The sequence below is a fragment of the Moraxella nonliquefaciens genome (genome assembly GCF_001679005.1).
Lineage (GTDB): Bacteria > Pseudomonadota > Gammaproteobacteria > Pseudomonadales > Moraxellaceae > Moraxella > Moraxella nonliquefaciens.
The window spans coordinates 23,684-43,533 of sequence record NZ_LXTW01000003.1; the positions used below are offsets into that span (position 1 = coordinate 23,684).

15 protein-coding genes are annotated in these 19,850 nt (G+C 42.8%); 10 read left to right on the forward strand and 5 right to left on the reverse strand.

The annotated features are described in order from the left end of the window. Nucleotides 1-64: 64 nt before the first annotated feature. The 7 genes from A7456_RS11120 to A7456_RS01365 all read left to right on the forward strand — a co-directional run bounded on the left by A7456_RS11120 (nucleotide 65) and on the right by A7456_RS01365 (nucleotide 9,737). Nucleotides 65-289 (forward strand): hypothetical protein, encoded by a 225-nt coding sequence (locus tag A7456_RS11120; RefSeq protein WP_145916032.1) that lies wholly within the window; start codon nucleotides 65-67, stop codon nucleotides 287-289. A gap of 192 nt (nucleotides 290-481) precedes the next feature. Further along, nucleotides 482-727 (forward strand): hypothetical protein, encoded by a 246-nt coding sequence (locus A7456_RS01340; protein ID WP_062498583.1) that lies wholly within the window; start codon nucleotides 482-484, stop codon nucleotides 725-727. A gap of 170 nt (nucleotides 728-897) precedes the next feature. Continuing rightward, complete coding sequence (locus A7456_RS01345) at nucleotides 898-1,848, forward strand: hypothetical protein (protein ID WP_067006807.1); 951 nt, start codon at nucleotides 898-900, stop codon at nucleotides 1,846-1,848. Nucleotides 1,849-1,857: 9 nt separating this feature from the next. Further along, the gene (locus tag A7456_RS01350; protein ID WP_067006809.1) at nucleotides 1,858-2,520 is read left to right on the forward strand and encodes a C39 family peptidase; all 663 of its coding nucleotides are present in this window, start codon (nucleotides 1,858-1,860) and stop codon (nucleotides 2,518-2,520) included. A gap of 135 nt (nucleotides 2,521-2,655) precedes the next feature. After that, nucleotides 2,656-6,390 (forward strand): AAA family ATPase, encoded by a 3,735-nt coding sequence (locus tag A7456_RS01355; RefSeq protein WP_067006810.1) that lies wholly within the window; start codon nucleotides 2,656-2,658, stop codon nucleotides 6,388-6,390. 126 nt (nucleotides 6,391-6,516) lie between these two features. After that, the gene (locus tag A7456_RS01360) at nucleotides 6,517-8,541 is read left to right on the forward strand and encodes a lytic transglycosylase domain-containing protein (protein ID WP_067007345.1); all 2,025 of its coding nucleotides are present in this window, start codon (nucleotides 6,517-6,519) and stop codon (nucleotides 8,539-8,541) included. Nucleotides 8,542-8,750: 209 nt separating this feature from the next. Beyond that, nucleotides 8,751-9,737, forward strand: coding sequence for a malate dehydrogenase (locus tag A7456_RS01365; protein ID WP_067006812.1), 987 nt, complete (start codon nucleotides 8,751-8,753; stop codon nucleotides 9,735-9,737). A 100-nt stretch (nucleotides 9,738-9,837) separates the two neighbouring features. Here A7456_RS01365 and A7456_RS01370 read toward each other — a convergent pair whose 3' ends face one another. Then, nucleotides 9,838-11,028, reverse strand: a complete 1,191-nt coding sequence (locus tag A7456_RS01370; RefSeq protein WP_066886172.1) for a sugar transporter — start codon at nucleotides 11,026-11,028, stop codon at nucleotides 9,838-9,840. A gap of 104 nt (nucleotides 11,029-11,132) precedes the next feature. Between A7456_RS01370 and A7456_RS01375 the strand changes: the two genes are divergently transcribed. The 3 genes from A7456_RS01375 to A7456_RS01380 all read left to right on the forward strand — a co-directional run bounded on the left by A7456_RS01375 (nucleotide 11,133) and on the right by A7456_RS01380 (nucleotide 14,625). Further along, complete coding sequence (locus A7456_RS01375; protein WP_067006814.1) at nucleotides 11,133-12,938, forward strand: aminopeptidase P family protein; 1,806 nt, start codon at nucleotides 11,133-11,135, stop codon at nucleotides 12,936-12,938. Nucleotides 12,939-13,007: 69 nt separating this feature from the next. Beyond that, nucleotides 13,008-13,166 (forward strand): hypothetical protein, encoded by a 159-nt coding sequence (locus A7456_RS11310; protein WP_158512457.1) that lies wholly within the window; start codon nucleotides 13,008-13,010, stop codon nucleotides 13,164-13,166. Then, nucleotides 13,138-14,625, forward strand: coding sequence for an aminoacyl-histidine dipeptidase (locus tag A7456_RS01380; protein ID WP_198455350.1), 1,488 nt, complete (start codon nucleotides 13,138-13,140; stop codon nucleotides 14,623-14,625). The genes A7456_RS11310 and A7456_RS01380 overlap by 29 nt, the downstream gene beginning before the upstream one ends. 94 nt (nucleotides 14,626-14,719) lie before the next feature. Here the strand turns inward: A7456_RS01380 and A7456_RS01385 are convergent, their stop codons facing one another. The 4 genes from A7456_RS01385 to A7456_RS01400 form a co-directional block, all read right to left on the reverse strand. After that, the gene (locus tag A7456_RS01385; RefSeq protein WP_067006816.1) at nucleotides 14,720-15,637 is read right to left on the reverse strand and encodes a LysR family transcriptional regulator; all 918 of its coding nucleotides are present in this window, start codon (nucleotides 15,635-15,637) and stop codon (nucleotides 14,720-14,722) included. A 509-nt stretch (nucleotides 15,638-16,146) separates the two neighbouring features. Then, on the reverse strand, nucleotides 16,147-16,392 hold the full coding sequence (locus A7456_RS01390) for a hypothetical protein (RefSeq protein WP_067006819.1): 246 nt from the start codon (nucleotides 16,390-16,392) through the stop codon (nucleotides 16,147-16,149). 173 nt (nucleotides 16,393-16,565) lie between these two features. Next, nucleotides 16,566-17,783, reverse strand: coding sequence for a GIY-YIG nuclease family protein (locus A7456_RS01395; RefSeq protein ID WP_067006822.1), 1,218 nt, complete (start codon nucleotides 17,781-17,783; stop codon nucleotides 16,566-16,568). Nucleotides 17,784-17,795: 12 nt separating this feature from the next. Then, complete coding sequence (locus A7456_RS01400) at nucleotides 17,796-19,775, reverse strand: DEAD/DEAH box helicase (RefSeq protein ID WP_067006825.1); 1,980 nt, start codon at nucleotides 19,773-19,775, stop codon at nucleotides 17,796-17,798. Between the last annotated feature and the right edge of the window lie 75 nt (nucleotides 19,776-19,850).

Here is a 19,850-nt window from a genome sequence, read left to right on the forward strand (position 1 = left end):
ATTTATACAATCTCATTTTGATTCACCAGATGAGATTGTATTTCTATGATATGGGAGTATGTACATGTTATTATTCTTAGCCTTTGCCCTAATTATTGTATCTGCTTTAATGATTCGATATTCTCATTTAATAAATCGGACAAGCTATAAGGTGCTACTTTATTTTGGTTCTGCCATACCTGTAAGTACGTCTAGTGCTATTTTGAGTGCAATGGGTATTGATTTTGTTGTTATTGGTTTGTGTGTTTTTATTGCTTCATTAGTTGTTACTTTTATTAAAATTAATTAGAAGGTATTGTTAATTGACTATACCTTTGGTTAGATTTGTAGGGGCGAATGTGGTTTATCCCTACATTTTCCAATTTTAAAATATATCTTTATTGCTTGTTTGATTTATTTATTTATTTATTTATTTATTATGCTCGTTTTGCCCAACAGAACTTTTGTTTCCGTTGGGCAAATGATGATAAGGGGCAAATGTATGAATACAGCATGTATTTTATTTTTTGCTATCATTTTGGTGCCAAACTTGTTAGCTCGTGGTAAAAAATTATTACTATTGATGCTTGTCGTTGCATTAATGGTTTTTTTATATTATTATCACATTGTTTGGGGTTACAACCAAGATTTGCCATTAGACCCTACTATTAGAATTTTTATGGATTTTTTTATGGCGATTACTGGTGGCTACTTCTATTATTTTATCACAAATAAATATAAAAAATAAAAGCTCGTAGGTTGGGTAAGCGATAGTAACACCCAATAGATGTAAGGCTTGGCTTAAAATGTCGGGTTTTGTATCTCAACCCAACCTACTGAGCTGATTTGGTGGGGTGTATTCAATCGATTGTTTACTTTTTTTGCTGATTTACAAAAACCGATCATAGGATTGTCTTTATGAATTTTAAATATTTATTGGTAGGTTTGCCCTTTTTTGCACTCACCGCCCACGCCGACTTACCCCTAACCGTTGCCGATATTTTGGCGGATAAAAACCGCTTTAAACTTGATACCGATGTCAGTTATTATAACCATCATAAATCATCGGTGGCGACACAGGGCTTTTCTGTGGTGGATTTGGGTCAGGGTCGGGCGATTTATATGCCATCTTTGGGTGAGAGCCATAGTAATACTGACAGCGTCATCATGGGCTTGGGCTTGCGATATGGGGTGAGTGATAGGCTAGAAGTCGGCATTAAGGGTAACGGCATCTATCGTTATGCACGCCACCAAAATGGTGCGGAATTGTCAAAGTCAAGCGACACTCATCTCAATGACATCAGCCTTAGTACCCAATACCAATTTACCAAAAATCACGCCAAACTGCCTGATGTGATTGGCTTTGGCGAGTTATCCTTATACGACAATACGCAAGGACTAAAAAACAAAAGTGGCACGTCAGCACTGGTTGGCTTTACCACTTATACGGTCAATGATCCGATTGTGCTTAGTCTGACGGGTACTTATCAATATCAGCCAAGACGTGAAACCAATACAGGTGGTCATGTGGATTTGGGTGATACAGCAACCCTAAACGGCTCGGTGGGCTTTGCGGTCAATCCCGACATCACGCTGACAGGTGGGATGGGTGTTCGTCATAAATGGGCGGATAAAAATAAGTTTGGTAAATTAGAAAATAACAGCACCCAAACGACGCTAAATCTAGGATTTGCCTATGCCATGACCGCCAGAACCAATCTGACCGCCAATGTCCGTACGCCCATCTCTGGCGATGGTGGCAGTACATTGTCTGTGGGCTTGACGAGCAAATTGGGTAAGTTGCCGCCGCCATTGTCTCAAAAATACCGCCAAATCAAATCAGCAGAGCCTACTGTATCTGCACCGTAAAATCTGTAAATGAAATCTGTCAAAGTTGCCATCATCACACTTGCTTTCATTAGCTCATCGGTTTATGCCAATGGGCAAAGCCTTGTCATCAGTCCTATCACGCCTAAACCCATCATGCTGGGTACGCACACTACTTGGAAAGACAGTAGAGACAGCAAAATCACCAAGCAAGATGTGGACTACTCATGTGGTGCGTCATCGCTATCCACCATCTTGACTTACTTTTATCAATACCCCAAAACAGAACAGCAAATCCTAGATGATATGGCATTAGATGATGTGATGGCATCGTTTGCACACTTGGCAAGCGTAAGTGAAAAATACGGCTACACCGCTTATGGCATGACGATGGATTATGACACGCTTGCCAAAATAAAAATTCCTGCCATTGTCTATGTCAATCACAAACGAAGCGACCATTTTAGCGTGGTGCGAGCCATTGACAAGCAAAATGTTTATTTATCCGACAGCAGTTGGGGCAATCGCACACTCACACGCAAGCAATTTGAAAGACTGTGGCTTACCACCGATAATCACACATCAGGCAAGGTGTTGCTCATACTGCCCACCACCAATCACCAAAAACAGATGAGTGATAAAAATTTTACCGCCGTACATGATACTCAGCATTTATTAAAACAAAGTCCTGTGCTGTTTAGGCGGTTTTTGTGAGCATGACATTGGTGTTAGTGGTGGTCTTTTGTTGGTGCTTTTTAAGTTGATGGATTTGGTTAAAAACAAAACATCTCTAAACCCTGTCAAAATTTGCTATAATATCCGCCTTTATCCGATTATCAAAATCACACCATGCGTCTAAAATCCCTAAAACTATCAGGCTTTAAATCCTTTGCCAATGCCACAACCTTTACCTTTGGGCACGACATTACCGCCATTGTTGGGCCAAACGGCTGTGGTAAGTCCAACGTGATTGATGCCATACGCTGGGTGCTGGGCGAAACTTCTGCCAAGCAGTTACGTGGTGGGGCGATGAGCGACGTCATCTTTGCAGGCGTGGAGGGGCGAGCGGGCAAATCTTTGGCGAGCGTGGAGCTGACTTTTGAGCATACCCAAGATGAGAGTACAGGCATTCGCCATGCGTTGAACCTATACCACGAGCTGACCCTACGCCGTCAAGTAACTAAGGAGGGTAAGTCTGATTATTATATCAATGGGCAAAAGGTGCGTCGCCGTGATGTGGTGGACGTATTTTTGGGGACAGGGCTGGGTGCTAGAAGTTATGCAATCATTGAGCAGGGTATGATAGGGCGAATTGTGGATTCTACACCCATGCAGCTGCGTGAGTTCATCGAGGAGGCGGCAGGCGTGTCACGCTATCAGGCACGCCGAGCCGAGACCGAAAAACAGCTCAATGAAACCAAGGACAATCTGGCACGCCTTAATGACTTACAAGGCGAGCTTAAAAAACAGCACAAAACACTCATCCGCCAAGCCGAATCCGCCAAAAAATACCAAGCCCTAAATGATGAGCTGTTTGAGCTGAATAAAAATGACTTATTAAAACGCATTTTTGAGGCGTGGCAATACCTAGAAACCAAAAAACAAGACAAAGACAAATCCGCCCAAATCCTGCATGAGCTAGAACAAGCGGTGGGTAAAGCCAAAAAAGAGCTGGATGTCCACTCAGCCAAACTTGCCGAGATAAACTGGCTCAAAGATGACATGAGAGACAGTTACCATAATGCCCGCATGAAAGAGCAGACAGCAGAACATAATTATTATAGCCTAAATCAAGAAATTGCCAACTGTGAGAACAAAATTGCCCACCTAACCGAGCTAAAAACCCAGTCAGAGGCGAGTATTGTAGAGAACCAAAAAAGCATTGATGAGATAGATAAAACACTTGGGCAAATGGATTCTCATGCAGCTGATGGAGTGTTACAAATAAGCCACTTGCAAGACAAGCTGACCCAAACCCAAGGGGCATTTAACACCGCCAAACAGCAAGTAAGCGAACTTACCCAAAAAAACAGCGATCTGGAAAACAGACACAAGTTGGCAATCTCACAAAAAAACCGCTTACTCATCAATCATGAAAAAGTGAGCAAAAAATACCATGAACTCATCACCAAAAACGCAAATAAAGAGCAAAACCACGATAAAGAACGAGATGAGATAAAGGCACTGACAGACAAAATTGCCATGCTAAATCTTGCCACAGATGAGTTGGCTTATGATGATACCAAGCAGGTATTTGATGCAAAAAGCCAACAGTTCAAACTTTTGCAAGATGAGTTATCTACACTAGAAAAACGCCATGCAACCATGATGGGTGAGTATGACACTTTGCACCAACTGGTGCATAAACCCAAACACAGCTTGCCCATATATGATGATGGTAAGCATGATGGTATGGTCAGTGATGATAAAAATGGCGTGGATGATTCTGTCATTTGTCAATTAAGTACGCTAAAAGAATGTATTGAACTGACCTATGAGGGCAAAAAGTACACCGATGTGCTTGATAAATTTTTGGGATTTTGGCTAGATGCTAGGGTATTAGATGATAAGCGTGATTTGTCTTTGTGGCCGCTTATCAATCATCTGCCAAAGACCACAGATATTAATCAGCACAACCATGATAGCCAAGAGGGCGGGAAAAAAGATGCCAAACACCCCAAACATAAGGACATCTCAGAGCTGTCTGCTCACAAACAGGGTTTGGCCGTATTTTTGCATCACTCATCTAATTTTGGGCAAAAAAGTCGTGATAAACTCATTTCGCTGACCGCCTTGATAAAATCGCCGACACTGGCATTGTGGCAAAACGTGTATCTGTTGGATGTAGATGCCCAAATAGATGATACTGCTTTTGATGAACTTAGCCGAGCATGGGAGGGCGAGCTTGTCCAAGGTGTGCTGATTTTAACCAAAACAGGTTGGATGATTGGCTCTTTTGGGGTCATGCATGTCTCTGCCTTAGGACAAACTGGGCAAGGCGTGCTAAGCGAGCGGATAGAACACACCAAACGCTTAGAAATCCTAGAAAAGCAACTTTGGCAGATACAAAGCGAGCTGGATGATAAACAGCAGGCATTAAAGACGATGGCAGGTGAGCTTGATACACTAAGAGTGGCACAAGAGGAATACCATGCCAAACACAGTAAGCTGACTGACGCTCTACATCAGAGTAAAACAAAACTTGTCAAACTAGAACATCAGATAAGCCAAGATAAGCTGATGTGGGAGAACTTTAACACCCAAAAGGCAGCTCTTAGCGATGAACTCTCTGAACTGGATGAAGAGCTTGGACTCATAGATGATGAGATTAACCACACTCTGATGGCGTTAGATAAGCATTTGCCTACATTGCGTGTTGCCCAAAACGCCCTAAATATGCTGTCGGTGAATGTGGACGAGCTGTCAGATAAGCTTAGACAGATGACCCAAGACAGACAGGAGCTGCTACTAAAACAGACCACGCTGAACCAAAACAAAGAACATGCCACAAAACTTTTACAGTTATCTTGTGAGGGTGTAACAAGGGCAGACACTGAGATTGGGGGGCTTTTTGCCCAAAGGCAGATAATGAGTGAACAACTGCCCATCTTAGAGGATGCGTTTAAACAAGCAAAAGCTAAGAGTGCCGAGCTTAAAATCCAAAGCGAAGAGTATGAAGAGATGGCAAAAACCTTAACCATCATGCAAGGCAAACTACAAGAGAGCTTGACCGATGCTCATGCTAAATTTGCCACCGTACAGGCAAACATTGCCAATGTTCATGCAGACGTGGCAGTGGGTGAGAGCCGTTTGGCGGATTTGGGTGAACAAATGCTTGATATGGATGAGCGATTTAATTTGCCATCCACGTTGGCAGATTTTCAGGCACGCACGCCTGTATTTACTGATAACAGTGCCCATATTGAGCAAATTAAGGCAAAAATTGAGAAGTTGGGTGCGGTCAATCTGGCAGCAGTGGAGGAGCTTGCTAGGTTAGAGGAGCGTGTCTTGCCCCTAGATGAGCAGGTAGCAGACATTACCAAGAGCATGCAAAAATTACAAAATGCCATTTATGCCATTGATGATAAGACCAGACAGCTGTTTTTGGACATGTTGCAAGCGGTTAATGATGAGATGAATGCCTTATTTGCTAAGGTATTTGGCGGTGGGCAGGCGAGTTTGACTTTGATGGATGATGATAATCTGACTAAGGCAGATAAATGGCGGGCGGGGCTTGTGTTAATGGCACAGCCTAAGGGCAAAAAAAATTCACATCTTGCGGTATTATCAGGAGGTGAGAAAACACTGACTGCCCTTAGTCTGATTTTTGCTATTTTTAAACAGCACCCCGCCCCATTTTGTGTGTTAGATGAGGTGGATGCCCCCTTAGATGATGCCAACGTGGGACGGTTTACAAGCCTTATCCGTGAGCTCTCAGACAGCGTGCAGTTTATTTTTATCAGCCATAATAAACTTGCCATGCAAGTGGCACATGAATTAAAGGGCATCACCATGCCAACGCCAGGCATTTCTAGTTTGGTAACGGTTAATTTAGAAGAAGCACAAAAATATCTGCAATCTTGATGGGTCAATCGTGATTGGACATTTTTGATTGCCAAATTTACAACTTTTATACAGCTGCCTAAATCAGTTGTAAAATTATTTTGCTAAGCTAATGACCATTTTTATGGTTAAAATATGGAATTTGTCATGTGCATCAAACACTGCCCATTTGGAAGCTCTTTATCTTTATCCACGCTTGCTCTGTCTGTCTTAGGCATGTCGCTGGTGGCATGTGCCAATGCCCAAGATTATAGCCATGATGGCAGTGTCCATCAATTCATGGAAGCCCACCGCCAAAAATCCAACATCAACGCCATGTATCAGTATGAGCAAAGCATGCAAGGTTCGCTCTTTGCCATGTATCCGACGTATTGGCGACTAAACAGCAACATCACCCAACATGACCCTGACACCATCAACCGTTTTGTGCAGCGTTATCCCAATCATGTCATCAGTGAGAAACTTGTGGCAGATTATGCCGAACAAAAGGCACATCAAGGCGACTACGCATCGGTGCGTGCGGTCATGGCAAATATTCGTAACGCCGATGACTCCGAAGCATGTGCCATCGCTTTGGCTTACAACTGGGCAAACGATGCTCGTGCCTTAGAGCAAAAAGAAAAAGTTTGGCTAAATACCCAAATCAAGCACGCTTTGTGTGATAAACTCGCCCTAGAAATGAGCAGTCATCCTCACATCAGTCGCACCGACCGCCATGAACAGCTCATTCGTATGATGAGGATTGATAACCGTCAGCTGTCATCACGCAAGCCACCCCTTGATAAGCGTGAGAACATCATAAGTCTTGCCCGTCAGCTAAATCTGTCCATTGATGATGGGACGCTTAATGCCATCCGCCTAAACCCCCATGGTTTTTTTGGTCAGTTTCACGCCATGCCGTTTAGCGAAACCAACCAATATCTATACGTTTATGCCATCAGCCAGTTGGCTCATCGTTCGTATTTGCAAGCTCATGCACAGCTAAATCATGACATAAATTTGGATAACACTTACCCCCAAAGACGACTGTCAGAGCTGGCACGTCGCTATGCGTGGCGAAGCATTGCTGTTAAGCGTATGAACATGAACACCGATGACGGCTTTCATATTGAAGCGGTGCATTGGTTTAGAAATTCGCTTGGCGAGCCGTTTAATTTTGAAGAGGCTGAGGATTATGCACAGGCGGGGATTTATTTTGGGCAATGGACGGACGTGATTAATGCCATTGGGGCGATGAGTAGGGTCAAAGCAGGCGAGAACATTTGGCAGTATTGGCTTGCCCGTGCTTATGAACAGACAGGTAAGGGCAGGCAGGCACGTCAAATTTATCAAAATCTCACCAAAAATCTGGATTATTATGGTCTGCTTGCTCGTGATAGACTAAATATGCCCTTAACGGCAAATGACATTGGTGGTATTGGTATGCCAAATATCAGTGTTAAAGATACCGTCCGTATTATGCAAGACCCTAATTTTGCTCGTGCCTTTAAGCTTATGGAAAATAAGGCGAGTGCGGAGCATGTTCAGCGTGAATGGAATTGGGCGGTGCGTACCGCAACAAATGCAGGTAACCATCAGCTTGTGCTTGCTGCTGCCAAAAAAGCTCACGAGATGGGGTTTTATAGTCGCAGCATTCACGCCATACAAAACTCACCATGGCAAGCATCAGCGATTAGCCATCCCATGCCTTACCAACACAGCTTTATGACTCATGCAAGCAGTGTCGGCATTGACCCTGCGTGGGCATATGGCATCACTCGCCAAGAAAGTCGTTTTAATGCCAATGCACGCTCGGGTGTGGGAGCGGGCGGTCTTATGCAAATCATGCCAGCTACTGCCCAAATGATAGCTCGTAAAATTGGCAGCAGTGGCAATGCAAACGACCCTGATACTAACATCCGCTATGGCACATGGTATCTGTCGGATAAGATTCGCAGTTTTAATGGACAAATCGCCCCCGCCACCGCCGCCTATAATGCTGGCACAACCCCCGCTGGCAAATGGTTGCCCAAACATGGCACCATCAGTGCCGACCAATACGTTGAAGCCATTCCCTATCATGAGACCCGTGAGTATGTCAAACACGTCATGGAGAATGCTACCATTTATGGTGTGATGCTTGGCAGATATATCCCAATTGGTCAGCGTATGGGGGTAGTATCGCCATCTTGACTGGTGTGTCATCGTGATTTGGGATGGTGTTTTTAAATGTTGTGCTGTTTGGGTGGGAGTTGGATAAAATCTGGTGGGCTTTTTGGCTTAAAAATCTTTGCCAATACGCTAAAAAATATGCTACACTAGGATGATTTTGCAGTTTTTGAAATGGGTTTCAAGAGGCAAAATTGAGCAAATTTTTTCAAATTTTATTTTAAGGATAAGTCATGAGTAAACAACCCGTTCGTGTTGCGGTAACTGGTGCTGCAGGTCAGATTGGTTATAGTTTGTTGTTTCGTATTGCCAGTGGCGAGATGCTTGGCAAAGAACAACCTGTGATTTTGCAACTTTTAGAAATCCCCAATGAAAAAGCCCAACAAGCCTTGCAAGGTGTCATCATGGAATTAGATGACTGTGCTTTTCCACTGCTATATGACGTAATTGGTACGGACGACCCAAATGTGGCATTCAAAGATGCAGATTATGCCCTGTTGGTTGGTGCTCGCCCACGTGGGCCTGGCATGGAACGTGCTGACCTACTCCAAGAAAATGCCAAAATCTTTACCGTACAAGGCAAAGCCCTAAATGATGTGGCAAGTCGTGATGTCAAAGTTTTGGTTGTGGGCAACCCTGCCAACACTAACGCTTATATCGCCATGAAGTCAGCTCCCAACCTGCCTGCCAAAAACTTCACCGCCATGTTACGCCTTGACCATAACCGTGCCTTGACTCAGGTTGCCAAAAAGACCGGTAAAGCCGTCAAAGACATCAAAAACCTAACCGTTTGGGGCAATCACAGCCCAACCATGTACGCTGACTATCGTTTTGCAACCATTAACGGCGAATCTGTCAAAGAGATGATTGATGACCAAGAATGGAATGCCAACACGTTCTTGCCAACCGTTGGTAAACGTGGTGCTGCCATCATTGAAGCTCGTGGCTCATCATCAGCGGCCTCTGCTGCCAATGCTGCCATTGACCATATCAGAGACTGGGCATTAGGCTCAAATGGTGAATGGGTAACCATGGGCGTACCGTCTGATGGCTCTTATGGCATCCCAGAGGGTATTGTTTTTGGTTTTCCTGTAACAACCGAAAATGGCGAATACAAAATCGTTCAAGGTTTGGAGATTGACGAGTTTAGTCAAGAGCGTATCAATACCACGCTACATGAACTGACCGAAGAGCGTGATGCGATTGGTCATTTGCTGTAATTAACTCATGAAGGGTTAATTCATCAAAATTGTCCCATCAAGCAAATATGCACCCCTTGTCTGTCTGATAAGGGGTGTTTTGTTTTTATTGATTAATTGATTAATGTGTCATTTTGACACTTACCCCATGTACCAGTATCGCCAGTAACATCACAGCCGCCCCAACATAACCTATCATGGTCAGTCCTAGGGCTTGATGGGCGATGACCATACTCCCAAGCAACGTGCCACCACCAATGCCAATGTTATAAATCCCTGAAAATAGACTCATGGCGACATCTGTGGCGTGTGGAGCAAGTTTTAGGGTGTAAAGTTGTAACACCAAACCAACAGCCGTTATGCTCACGCCCCACAGCATCGCCAGTGCTGTCCACAGTGCGACATGACCTGCCAATGTCAGCATCAGCATAAGACTAACCAGCATGCCAATCATCGCCAGCCATAAAAATCCTTGTTCAAAATGCTCATAAAAGCGCCCAAACAGCACACTTGCCATAATCCCCGCCAAACCAAAGATGAACAGTACTGCCGTGGCATAGGTTGGGCTAGACGCATTGATCTGTAACACAAACGGTTCAATATAACCATAAGCACTAAAATGTGCCGTTATGGTTAAGGCTAACATGAGGTAGACGGCGATTAAGGATTTGTTTTTGATGATGAGTATCAAATCGGATAAATTGCCCACGTTACGACTGGGCAGTTTTGGCAAAATCCACCAAAGTCCCATCATGGCGATAAAAGCAATCGCTCCAATCATCCCAAATGTCGTCCGCCAGCTAAAATATTCCCCCAGCATCCGCCCAAGCGGTAATCCCAACACAGTCGCCAATGCCGAACCTGTGGCAAGCATGCCCAAGGCAGTGGTCTGTCTGCCTTTGGGGGCGACACGCACCACCAAACTTGCCGTGATTGACCAAAATACCGCATGAGCCAGTGCCACCCCCGCCCGAGCGATGAGTAACACAAAAAAACTGCCAGCAAGTACGGTCATGATATGACTGATGATAAAGATGGTGAATAAGCCCATGAGTAACTTTTTGCGTTCCATCTTAGCGGTTATGAGCATGGCAGGCAAGGATAAGCATGCCACAATCCACGCATACACAGTCATCATCATGCCTGCTTTGTGGGCAGGCATACCAAAACTTGCCCCAATGTCAGAGAGCAAGGCGATGGGGATGAATTCTGTGGTGTTAAAAATGAAGGCGGATAGGGCTAGGGCAACGACACGCAAGGTGCGAATGCGATTGGCGTAGGCGGAAAAATCATGTGGGGGTGTGTTGGTCATGGATGATGGATAAAGGGTTTATTTTAACATAAAACGTCAAAATGTTGTATCTGGCATGGCTTAGGTGTAAAATAGACAAGGATATCACTATTTAGGAAAAAACCATGACCGACTTTCACAAAACACCATCCGATGTTCGTCGCACTCGTGTGCTTGAAGTACGAAAGATGCTTGCCAAAGATGGATTGTCCGCCCTTATCATACCATCTGCTGACCCACATATGTCTGAGTACTTACCTGTGTATTGGCAAGGCCGGGCGTGGTTGTCTGGTTTTACAGGGTCAGTTGGGACATTGGTTATTACGCAGGATTTTGCAGGGGTGTGGACAGACAGTCGTTATTGGGTGCAAGCCCCCATAGAGCTTGATGGTACGGGCATAGCATTACAAAAAATGGAGCAAGCTCATCCCACTTATGCCAAATTTTTGGCGGATAATCTGCCACATGGGGCAAAGGTGGCGATAGACGGCTCGGTATTGTCCATGACAGAGTTTGACAACCTAAACCAGGCCTTTGATGAGCATGGCATACAACTTGTCATTGATGCCGATGTTTTAGGGCAGATTTGGCAAGACCGCCCAAGCCTGCCTAATGCCGCCATTGATGTGCACGATGCAGCGTTCGTTGATGCCAGTGCTAAACAAAAACTCACCCAAGTGCGTAAGGTCATGACCCAAAAAGGAGCAACGCACCATCTCATCAGTAGTCTTGATGATGTTGCATGGCTTACCAATTTGCGTGGGGCGGATGTGAATTTTAACCCTGTGTTTTTATCACATTTACTCATCACAACCGACACGGCTACTTTATTTGTCCATGATGATAAGCTCACAGATGCCGCCAAATCTGCCCTAGATGCAGCAGGCATTGATGTGGCTCATTATGACAGCGTGGCACAAAGTTTAGATGATGTGGATGCTCTGCTGTTTGACCCTGCCAAAGTAGCGGTTGGTACGCTTGCCCATCTGCCACAATCTGCCACACTCACAAAAGCGCTCAATCCTAGTACCATCTTAAAAGCCATAAAGTCTGATAAAGAGCTAAATCATGTGCGTGAAGCCATGCGTCAAGATGGTGTAGCGTTGTGCGAGTTTTTTGCCAATCTAGAAGATAAACTTGCCCAAGGTGAGCGTGTGTCTGAGCTTGACATTGATGTCATGTTAGAGCATGCCAGAGGTTGTCAGCCTAACCATGTTTCGGCAAGTTTTGATACGATTGCAGGATTTTGTGCCAATGGGGCGATTGTGCATTATCGGGCGACAGATGAGCGTTTTGCGTATTTAGATGGCAATGGTCTTTTGCTTATTGATTCGGGGGCTCAGTACAAAAATGGCACAACCGACATTACCCGTATGGCAGGCATAGGACAAATCAGCGATGATGAAAAGCGTGATGTTACCTATGTGTTAAAGGCTCATATTGCTCTGGCAAGCGCTCATTTTCCAAAAGACATACCATCCATGCAGCTGGACGTTTTAGCCCGCAATCAGCTGTGGCAACAGGGGCTAGATTATGGGCATGGGACAGGGCATGGTGTGGGTTATTTTTTAAATGTTCACGAAGGCCCGCAGGTCATCTCACGCACCGCCCCCGTTACGCCCGAACGCATCATAAGCGAGGGCATGATAACCAGTAATGAACCAGGACTCTACCGTGAGGGTAAATGGGGCATACGCCTTGAAAATTTGGTGGTGGCGGTCAAGGCATCCCAAAGTGAGTTTGGTGAGTTTTTAAAATTTGAAGATTTGACCTTATGTCCGTTTGATACTCGTTTGATATTGCCAGAGCTTTTAAACGAACAAGAAAAACGCTGGCTTAATGACTACCATAAGCGTGTTCATGATGAGCTTATTGGACGTGTGGATGGTCGTGCTAAGGCATGGCTTATCAAACGGACGCAGGCGATATGAGCATGCCTAATAAGATGAGCATGCAACCTGTCATCATAAGTAGGGCGTGGCTTAGGTTTGGTATTTTTGATGGTAAATGCCAAAGGTGGTTACGCCCTAAATTTTTATCGTACTTATAAAAATATCATCAATGATGAGTATCCCCCAACCACGTATTTTAACGACCTAAATCACTTTAAACACCCCAAAAGGAGTATCCGTGCCAAATCAGATTGCCCTAACTCATAACTTGTCTGTCATCCAAGAGCTTGCTCCAAGCGAGCTTTGGCGGTGGTTTGCTCAGATTTGTAGCATTGCCCATCCATCTTATCACGAAGAAGCGATGGCGACCTACATCGTAGCATGGGCAAGCTCTCATGGACTTGTTGTTTGGCGTGACGAGGTTGGCAATGTCATCATTAAAAAACCTGCCACAGATGGCATGCAAAACCGTACACCGATTGCTCTGCAAGCCCATTTGGATATGGTTCCCCAAGCCAATGCTGACACAAACCATGATTTTACCAAAGACCCCATCATCATGCAATTTAGCGATGACAAGGCATGGATAAAAGCGACCGATACCACGCTTGGGGCCGATAATGGTATTGGCATGGCAAGCTGTTTGGCGGTGCTAAGTGATGAGTCGGTGGTTCATCCTGACATTGAGGTGCTACTGACCATGACCGAAGAGACGGGCATGGTGGGGGCGATGGGCTTGCAAGCAGGCGTGCTGACCGCCCCCATCATGGTCAATACCGACACCGAGGAGATGGGCGAGATTTATGTGGGCTGTGCTGGGGGTGTGGATGCTGATTTGGCATTGCCTGTAAATTATGTGGATAACAACCATGGCAGCGCGATGAGTTTGACCATCAAGGGTTTAAAGGGTGGGCATTCGGGCGTGGACATTCACAAAAACCGTGCAAACGCCATCAAACTTTTGGGGCGAGTGTTGGCGATGTTATCACGGACGTGTGATTTTAAAGTTGCTGATATCAAAGGCGGTTCGCTAAGAAATGCCATTGCCCGAGAGAGTACGGCACTGCTTGTGATGGATGAAGCGAACAAAGAGCAATTTTTGGCAAAATTATCTGATATCATCAATGACATAAAAAGTGAGATTGGTGCAGCTGAACCTAATTTGTCCATCACAGCAGACACAGCCGAGCAGCCTGCCCAATTCATCCAAAACAGCCAAACCCTGATAAATCTCATTAATGTGCTGCCATCTGGTGTGGTGCGATACAGTGATAACATCGCCGATGTGGTAGAAACTTCATTGTCATTTGGGGTATTGGGCGTGGCAAATGGCAAGCTTGTGGCGACCTTACTCATACGCTCACTTACTCATGTTGGCAAACAAGGCGTGATAAGTACTTTGCAAAGTGTGGCAGATTTGGCTTTGGCAAAAGCGACGTTTGATGGTGATTATGTGGGATGGAATTATGACCCCAACTCTACCATTACATCTATCACCTCACGCTTGTATGCTGATATTTTAGGTCATGAACCAACCATCAAGGTCATTCATGCAGGGCTAGAATGTGGATTGATTAAGAAAAATTATCCTGACATGGACATCGTCTCCATAGGCCCTACAATCATCAATGCTCACTCACCCGATGAAGCGGTGAATGTGGCGAGCGTGGCGGTATATTGGCAACTTTTGACGGATATTTTAAAAAATTCACCCATCAAAGAGTAGGGGTGAAAAAATAAGAGTGGGTAGGGTGATTGTCCTGATTTGGTTGGATTTTTTCATGCAAATGCAAATGCCAAAGGCAAAAAAGTATTCTATCTTATGACTGACTGACCACTTTATCCGATTTCATCACATCAAGCACAATATTTCTCAGCCAGCGATGAGCCATGTCGTGTTCGGTGCGTTCGTGCCATGTCATCGTGATGGTAAAACCATCAATGGCGATGGGTGGATTTTGTAGGCGTACATTTGGCAATCTTTGGGCAAGGTGCTTGGGCAATACCGCCACCAAATCTGAATCATTCAACAGCTGTGGCAGTAGCGAGATATGGTCTACCGACACCATCACTTTGCGTTTTCGCCCCAACTTTTGTAAGGCAATGTCAGTAGCTCCACGAAACTCACCACCATTATAAGAGAGCATGGCAAAGGGCAATTTGCAAAACTCATCAAGCGTTAAAGCGGTGTTTGCCATGGGGTGCATTTTGCTCATCACACAAACATAATGCTCTTCATATAATCGCATTTGAGGCATGTCATCACTGATATGATGCTGCCCAACCAGTGCCAAATCAATGGTGTTTTTATCAAACAAAGTCTTGATGTTTTGCCCTTGCACAGGCAATAAGGCAACTTTGACATTCGGAGCAAGCCGTCTTAGCCTTAAAATCAAGGGCAAAGCGATGATTTGTTGCACATAATCCATCGCCCCAATGCGTAAGGTCATGGACAAATTGGCAGGTTCTAGTTTGGGCGGGGCGAGCATGGAATTTACGTCCTGCAAGACACGCCGAGCGACATGCCCAAGCTCAATCGCCCTATCTGTGGGCTGCATACCGTGCTGAACCCGCACAAATAACGGGTCATTAAAACTCTCTCGCAGGCGATTTAAAATCCCACTCATCGCAGGTTGGGTGATGGACAGTCGCTGTGCTGAACGGCTGACGTTGCATTCGTCCAGCAAGATAACAAAGGCTTTTAATAGATTTAGGTCTAGGGTTCGGATATCGGTCATATCACACGCTCAGTGCTTTTTAAAAAATCAATGAAAATATCAATGCTGTTTATCAATGCTGTTTATCAATGTTGTCTGTCAGTGTTATGTTAATCAGTGTTATGTTAATGTTATTTGGTCGGTAAATGTGAGTAGTGATATCAGCCATATTGATAAGCACATATTAGACATCCCACAAAACCACCCAATCTACCCAAACACAAGCTTCACCTTAAGTTCAAATCTTGCCAATGATTTACGATAGGTGGTTCTTAACATTTTAAAGGCTTTAAACTTAGCAAAGATGTGTTCTACTTTAACCCATGGTTTAGACAGCAATGTATTATAGCCTTTGGCTTCTTATACCAATGGATATTTCTTGGTTGCTTTTAATGAGGTAAAGGCATTGGTATGTATGTGTTTTATGTCTTGATAACCACTGTCTGCTAGGATAAACTTAGCTTTTTTAAGTCTGGGTGTGTTAATTTAAACAACCTAAAGTCATGTATTTGAATGATGCTAGTGTCTACTTATAAGATTGCCTTGTGATGATTGATGATACACTGTACTTTGGCTGTATGACACTTTTGCTTGCCAGAATACAACTGTAAAGTTGCCATTAATAGATTTAGCATGCCAATTTTAAGTTTTCTGCTGCCCCTTTGATGTATGGTCGTTTGTGCTTGTTCTAAACAAGCAAGCTTATTATTAAAGACTTCTCGTTTAACACCAACTAGGCGTTTGAACTTTTTATCAGATAAGTGTGGATATTTCATGGTTCATTAGGGTATTGTAACATGAAAGGGGTTTTGTAGGAAGTTTATCTAAATAAGCCAATGTGATTATCAAATTCACCACAAAAAAACAGATAGACCATTTATTCAAAAGCCCATTCTTCTTTATTTTGATATTTAACCACAAATGATACCCAGTCCATTAATCAATACTTTTAGTCTACTGTTCTTTGAACCAATAGTTGAAGTTCATTATTAAATTTATAATTAACAATCTCTCCACTGGCAATTAACTGGATAGCTTCTTCAATCACATTTTTGGGTACAACAAACCATTCCCGAGGATTTACTCGTAGATTATCTTTGGTATCAAATTCAATATCTAAACAAGCAGAAGCAAATACCCTATGAGTTAACTGCTCAAATTTTTTAGCATTCAAATTATAAATTTGATAAGTTTCTACAATTGCTACATCATCATAAAGATATGCCGCTTCATTTTTAGCATTCTTAATACGCTCTTTAACTGGCGTGCTAGAAAAGCCTATTTTATAAAGATTTTTAATATCTTTAATTTCTGGTCGCTGAGACTTTGATTTTAAAATGTATATCCAACCTGAGCATTTATCTTCATCATTTATGTTTTCGGTAGTATCGAAAGCATCTAATTGTTCTGCTCTATCCAGTTCAGAGACCATCTTTGCGCCTCCGTTATAGATTGCTTTACTTACAGAACGATAATACATATTGCTGACAGTCCCATTTTCAAAAATAGTTCTAGTTCTGCCATCCTTTCTATTTATCATGGAGCTTCTTAAATTGGAATCTTTACGGCTAACCTCGGTACTTTCCAAGTAAATCATGACCCCGTCAATGAAATAAAACCTACCAGCTTCCAGCTCATTATCAACGTTTTTGAACTCTATTATCTTTCTTTTACCATCCTTAATTTCTTGATGTACTTTATGAAACATTTTTTCGTAGGGAGCAAATTCTCTATCACCCAGTGGTTTGCGTTTTGCCATAAAGTCGGTTTTGGCTCTATCTTCTTCTTTGGGGATATGACGATATTTAAAAATAGACAGGTCATCTGATGTATCTAGAATCCCTGAATTATCATTTAGAACATTGTCTAATGTGGGCGTGTTGATTTCTACACAACCTAACAGATTGTGTCTATCAAATGGTTTTAGTATCTTTTTGATATTGTCGTCATTGCGAACTTTTTTAAGTCTAGCCATCAAAGAGTATTCAGACATACTACCTTGACTTGGCTCACGATGATTGCTATCAAGGAAGACATTAATTTCTTCGAACTCATCAATTAGGCGGTCTTCATCAGTTTTGACTTGTGTAGCCTTAGCTTTGGTATCCAAAATACCAAATGTGTCATCATTCAATATATCATCTATCGTTAATTTTTTATCTGACATAATAAATTATCCTTAATTTTCATCCATTTGACGTTTACGTTTTAGCTCTCTTAAAAATACGATAGCTTCTGCCATTCGCTTTTCTTTTGGGTCAAATGACTGTAAATTAGGTAACTCACCTGTTCGTTCACGATATTCAACTATTTTAGGCCAAAGTAACAGTGCTTCTTCTTCGGTCATTTCTACTTTGATAGATTGAATGTGGTCATCAATTAATTTTAATGTTTTGGTTGTAATCGCCTTGGATAGTATCTCGAAAGCTTTTTGGAAAGGGTTGATTTGGTCAATCAAATCGATATGAATATCATCAATATTAACAAAGCTGTTTGCCATTCTGATAAACTTTTTATCAGCTTGTTCAACAATTTCACCATTTTTAACGACAGAATCAAGTACAACGTGTTGTCTTACAGTCTCAACCTCTTCATCATTCAAGTCAGGATAGATTTCTTTAATAATTTTGGGAATTAGGACTTTATTAATAACTTCAGGCTCAACATTCCCAGGCATCGCCTTGAGCATGGTATTGTCTTGCAATATTTTGGCTTTTAAATCATTCAAATCCTGCTCAATAATATCTTTGGCACGTTGAGAGGTTGGTGTTTTAAATCCTCGGACACGAATAGTGTTCTCGTCATCATTTTTCTTATCGTTCTCAGCCTCATTCTCATCTTCAGATTTGAGTTTAAAGTTAAAGTTAGGGGCAAGTACCTGCTCCATTAGCAAAGACGCTGTAATCGCTTTTAGCATGTTATTTACGGCTATTTTGACCTCTGTTCCCTCTGCATTAGGTTCTGCTATCAAGTTGGTAAATTGAGCATGGGTTTTGTTTGAGCTATCTCGAGTTGCTCGACCGATAATTTGGATAATTTCAGTTAATGAGCCACGGTAACCAATTGTAAGTGCATGTTCACAAAATGGCCAGTCAAAACCCTCTTTTGCCATACCTAAAGCGATGATGATATCAATCGCATCCATATCATCCATCGCATGGGTACGCAAATAAGTTGATATTTTTTCTCGCTCTTTTAGCTCGTCATTGACCAAATCTGCAATCTTCAATGTTTTGCCAGTTTGGGCGTTTTTGACATAAATAACGCCTGTATCAGGGTCTTGGTAATCCACATCTCCTAGAACATCAATGATATGACCAACTTCTGCCATTTTATCTTTGGATGATTCATTGGCATTAACGTTGGGAATATGAATGATAGTCTTTTTAGTGGCATCAAGAATTTCTGCCAATGCTGATATGTCTTTATCAAATGGTTTTTTGAAATAGCGGCCAGTATAAAAGTGATAGCCAATGCCTAATGATTTTAGATATTCATAGCCATTTAATTGTTGATAATAGTTATAAGTGACTTTGGTAAATTTAATTTCATCTTCAGGCAATAATACTGGTACGTTATCACCTCTAAAGTATGAACCTGTCATGGCAACGATATGGGCATTTGATTTTGCCATGATATTCTTCATGACTTCACCAAGTCGGTTATCGCCGTCAGCTGAGACATGATGAAATTCATCAATTGCAATCAGACAGTCATTAAATTGTTTTGCATCTAGTTCATCACAGGCGAATCGAAATGTGGCATGGGTGCAAATCAAGATTTTTTCATCAGAATCCAAGAATTCAAGGAGTGCTGATACCTTACTTTTTTCTGAGCCTGATGTACAAAGGTTATAATGAGGATTTGGTGTCCAATCAGCAAAAAAGCCATCTTTGGATAAAGCTGTTGCCTTGAATGACGCACCAATATTGCGTTCAGGCACTGCAACAATGACTTTTTTTATGCCTTGGTTTTGTAGTTTTTCAAGTGCAATAAACATCAAAGCTCGTGACTTACCTGATGCAGGTGGGGCTTTGATAAGTAGGTATTGGGCTGAGTTTGCTTTGAATGCAATTTGTTGCATTTCACGCATGCCTTGGTCATCAGTTTTTTTGCTTAAACCTGTTTGTTGATATTCGGCTTTAAAAAAGTCTGGCATTTTTTATCCTTTGAAAAGGTGAATTTTTTATATCTAACGGAATATAATTTTCGAAATTTAATACAATAGAGATTA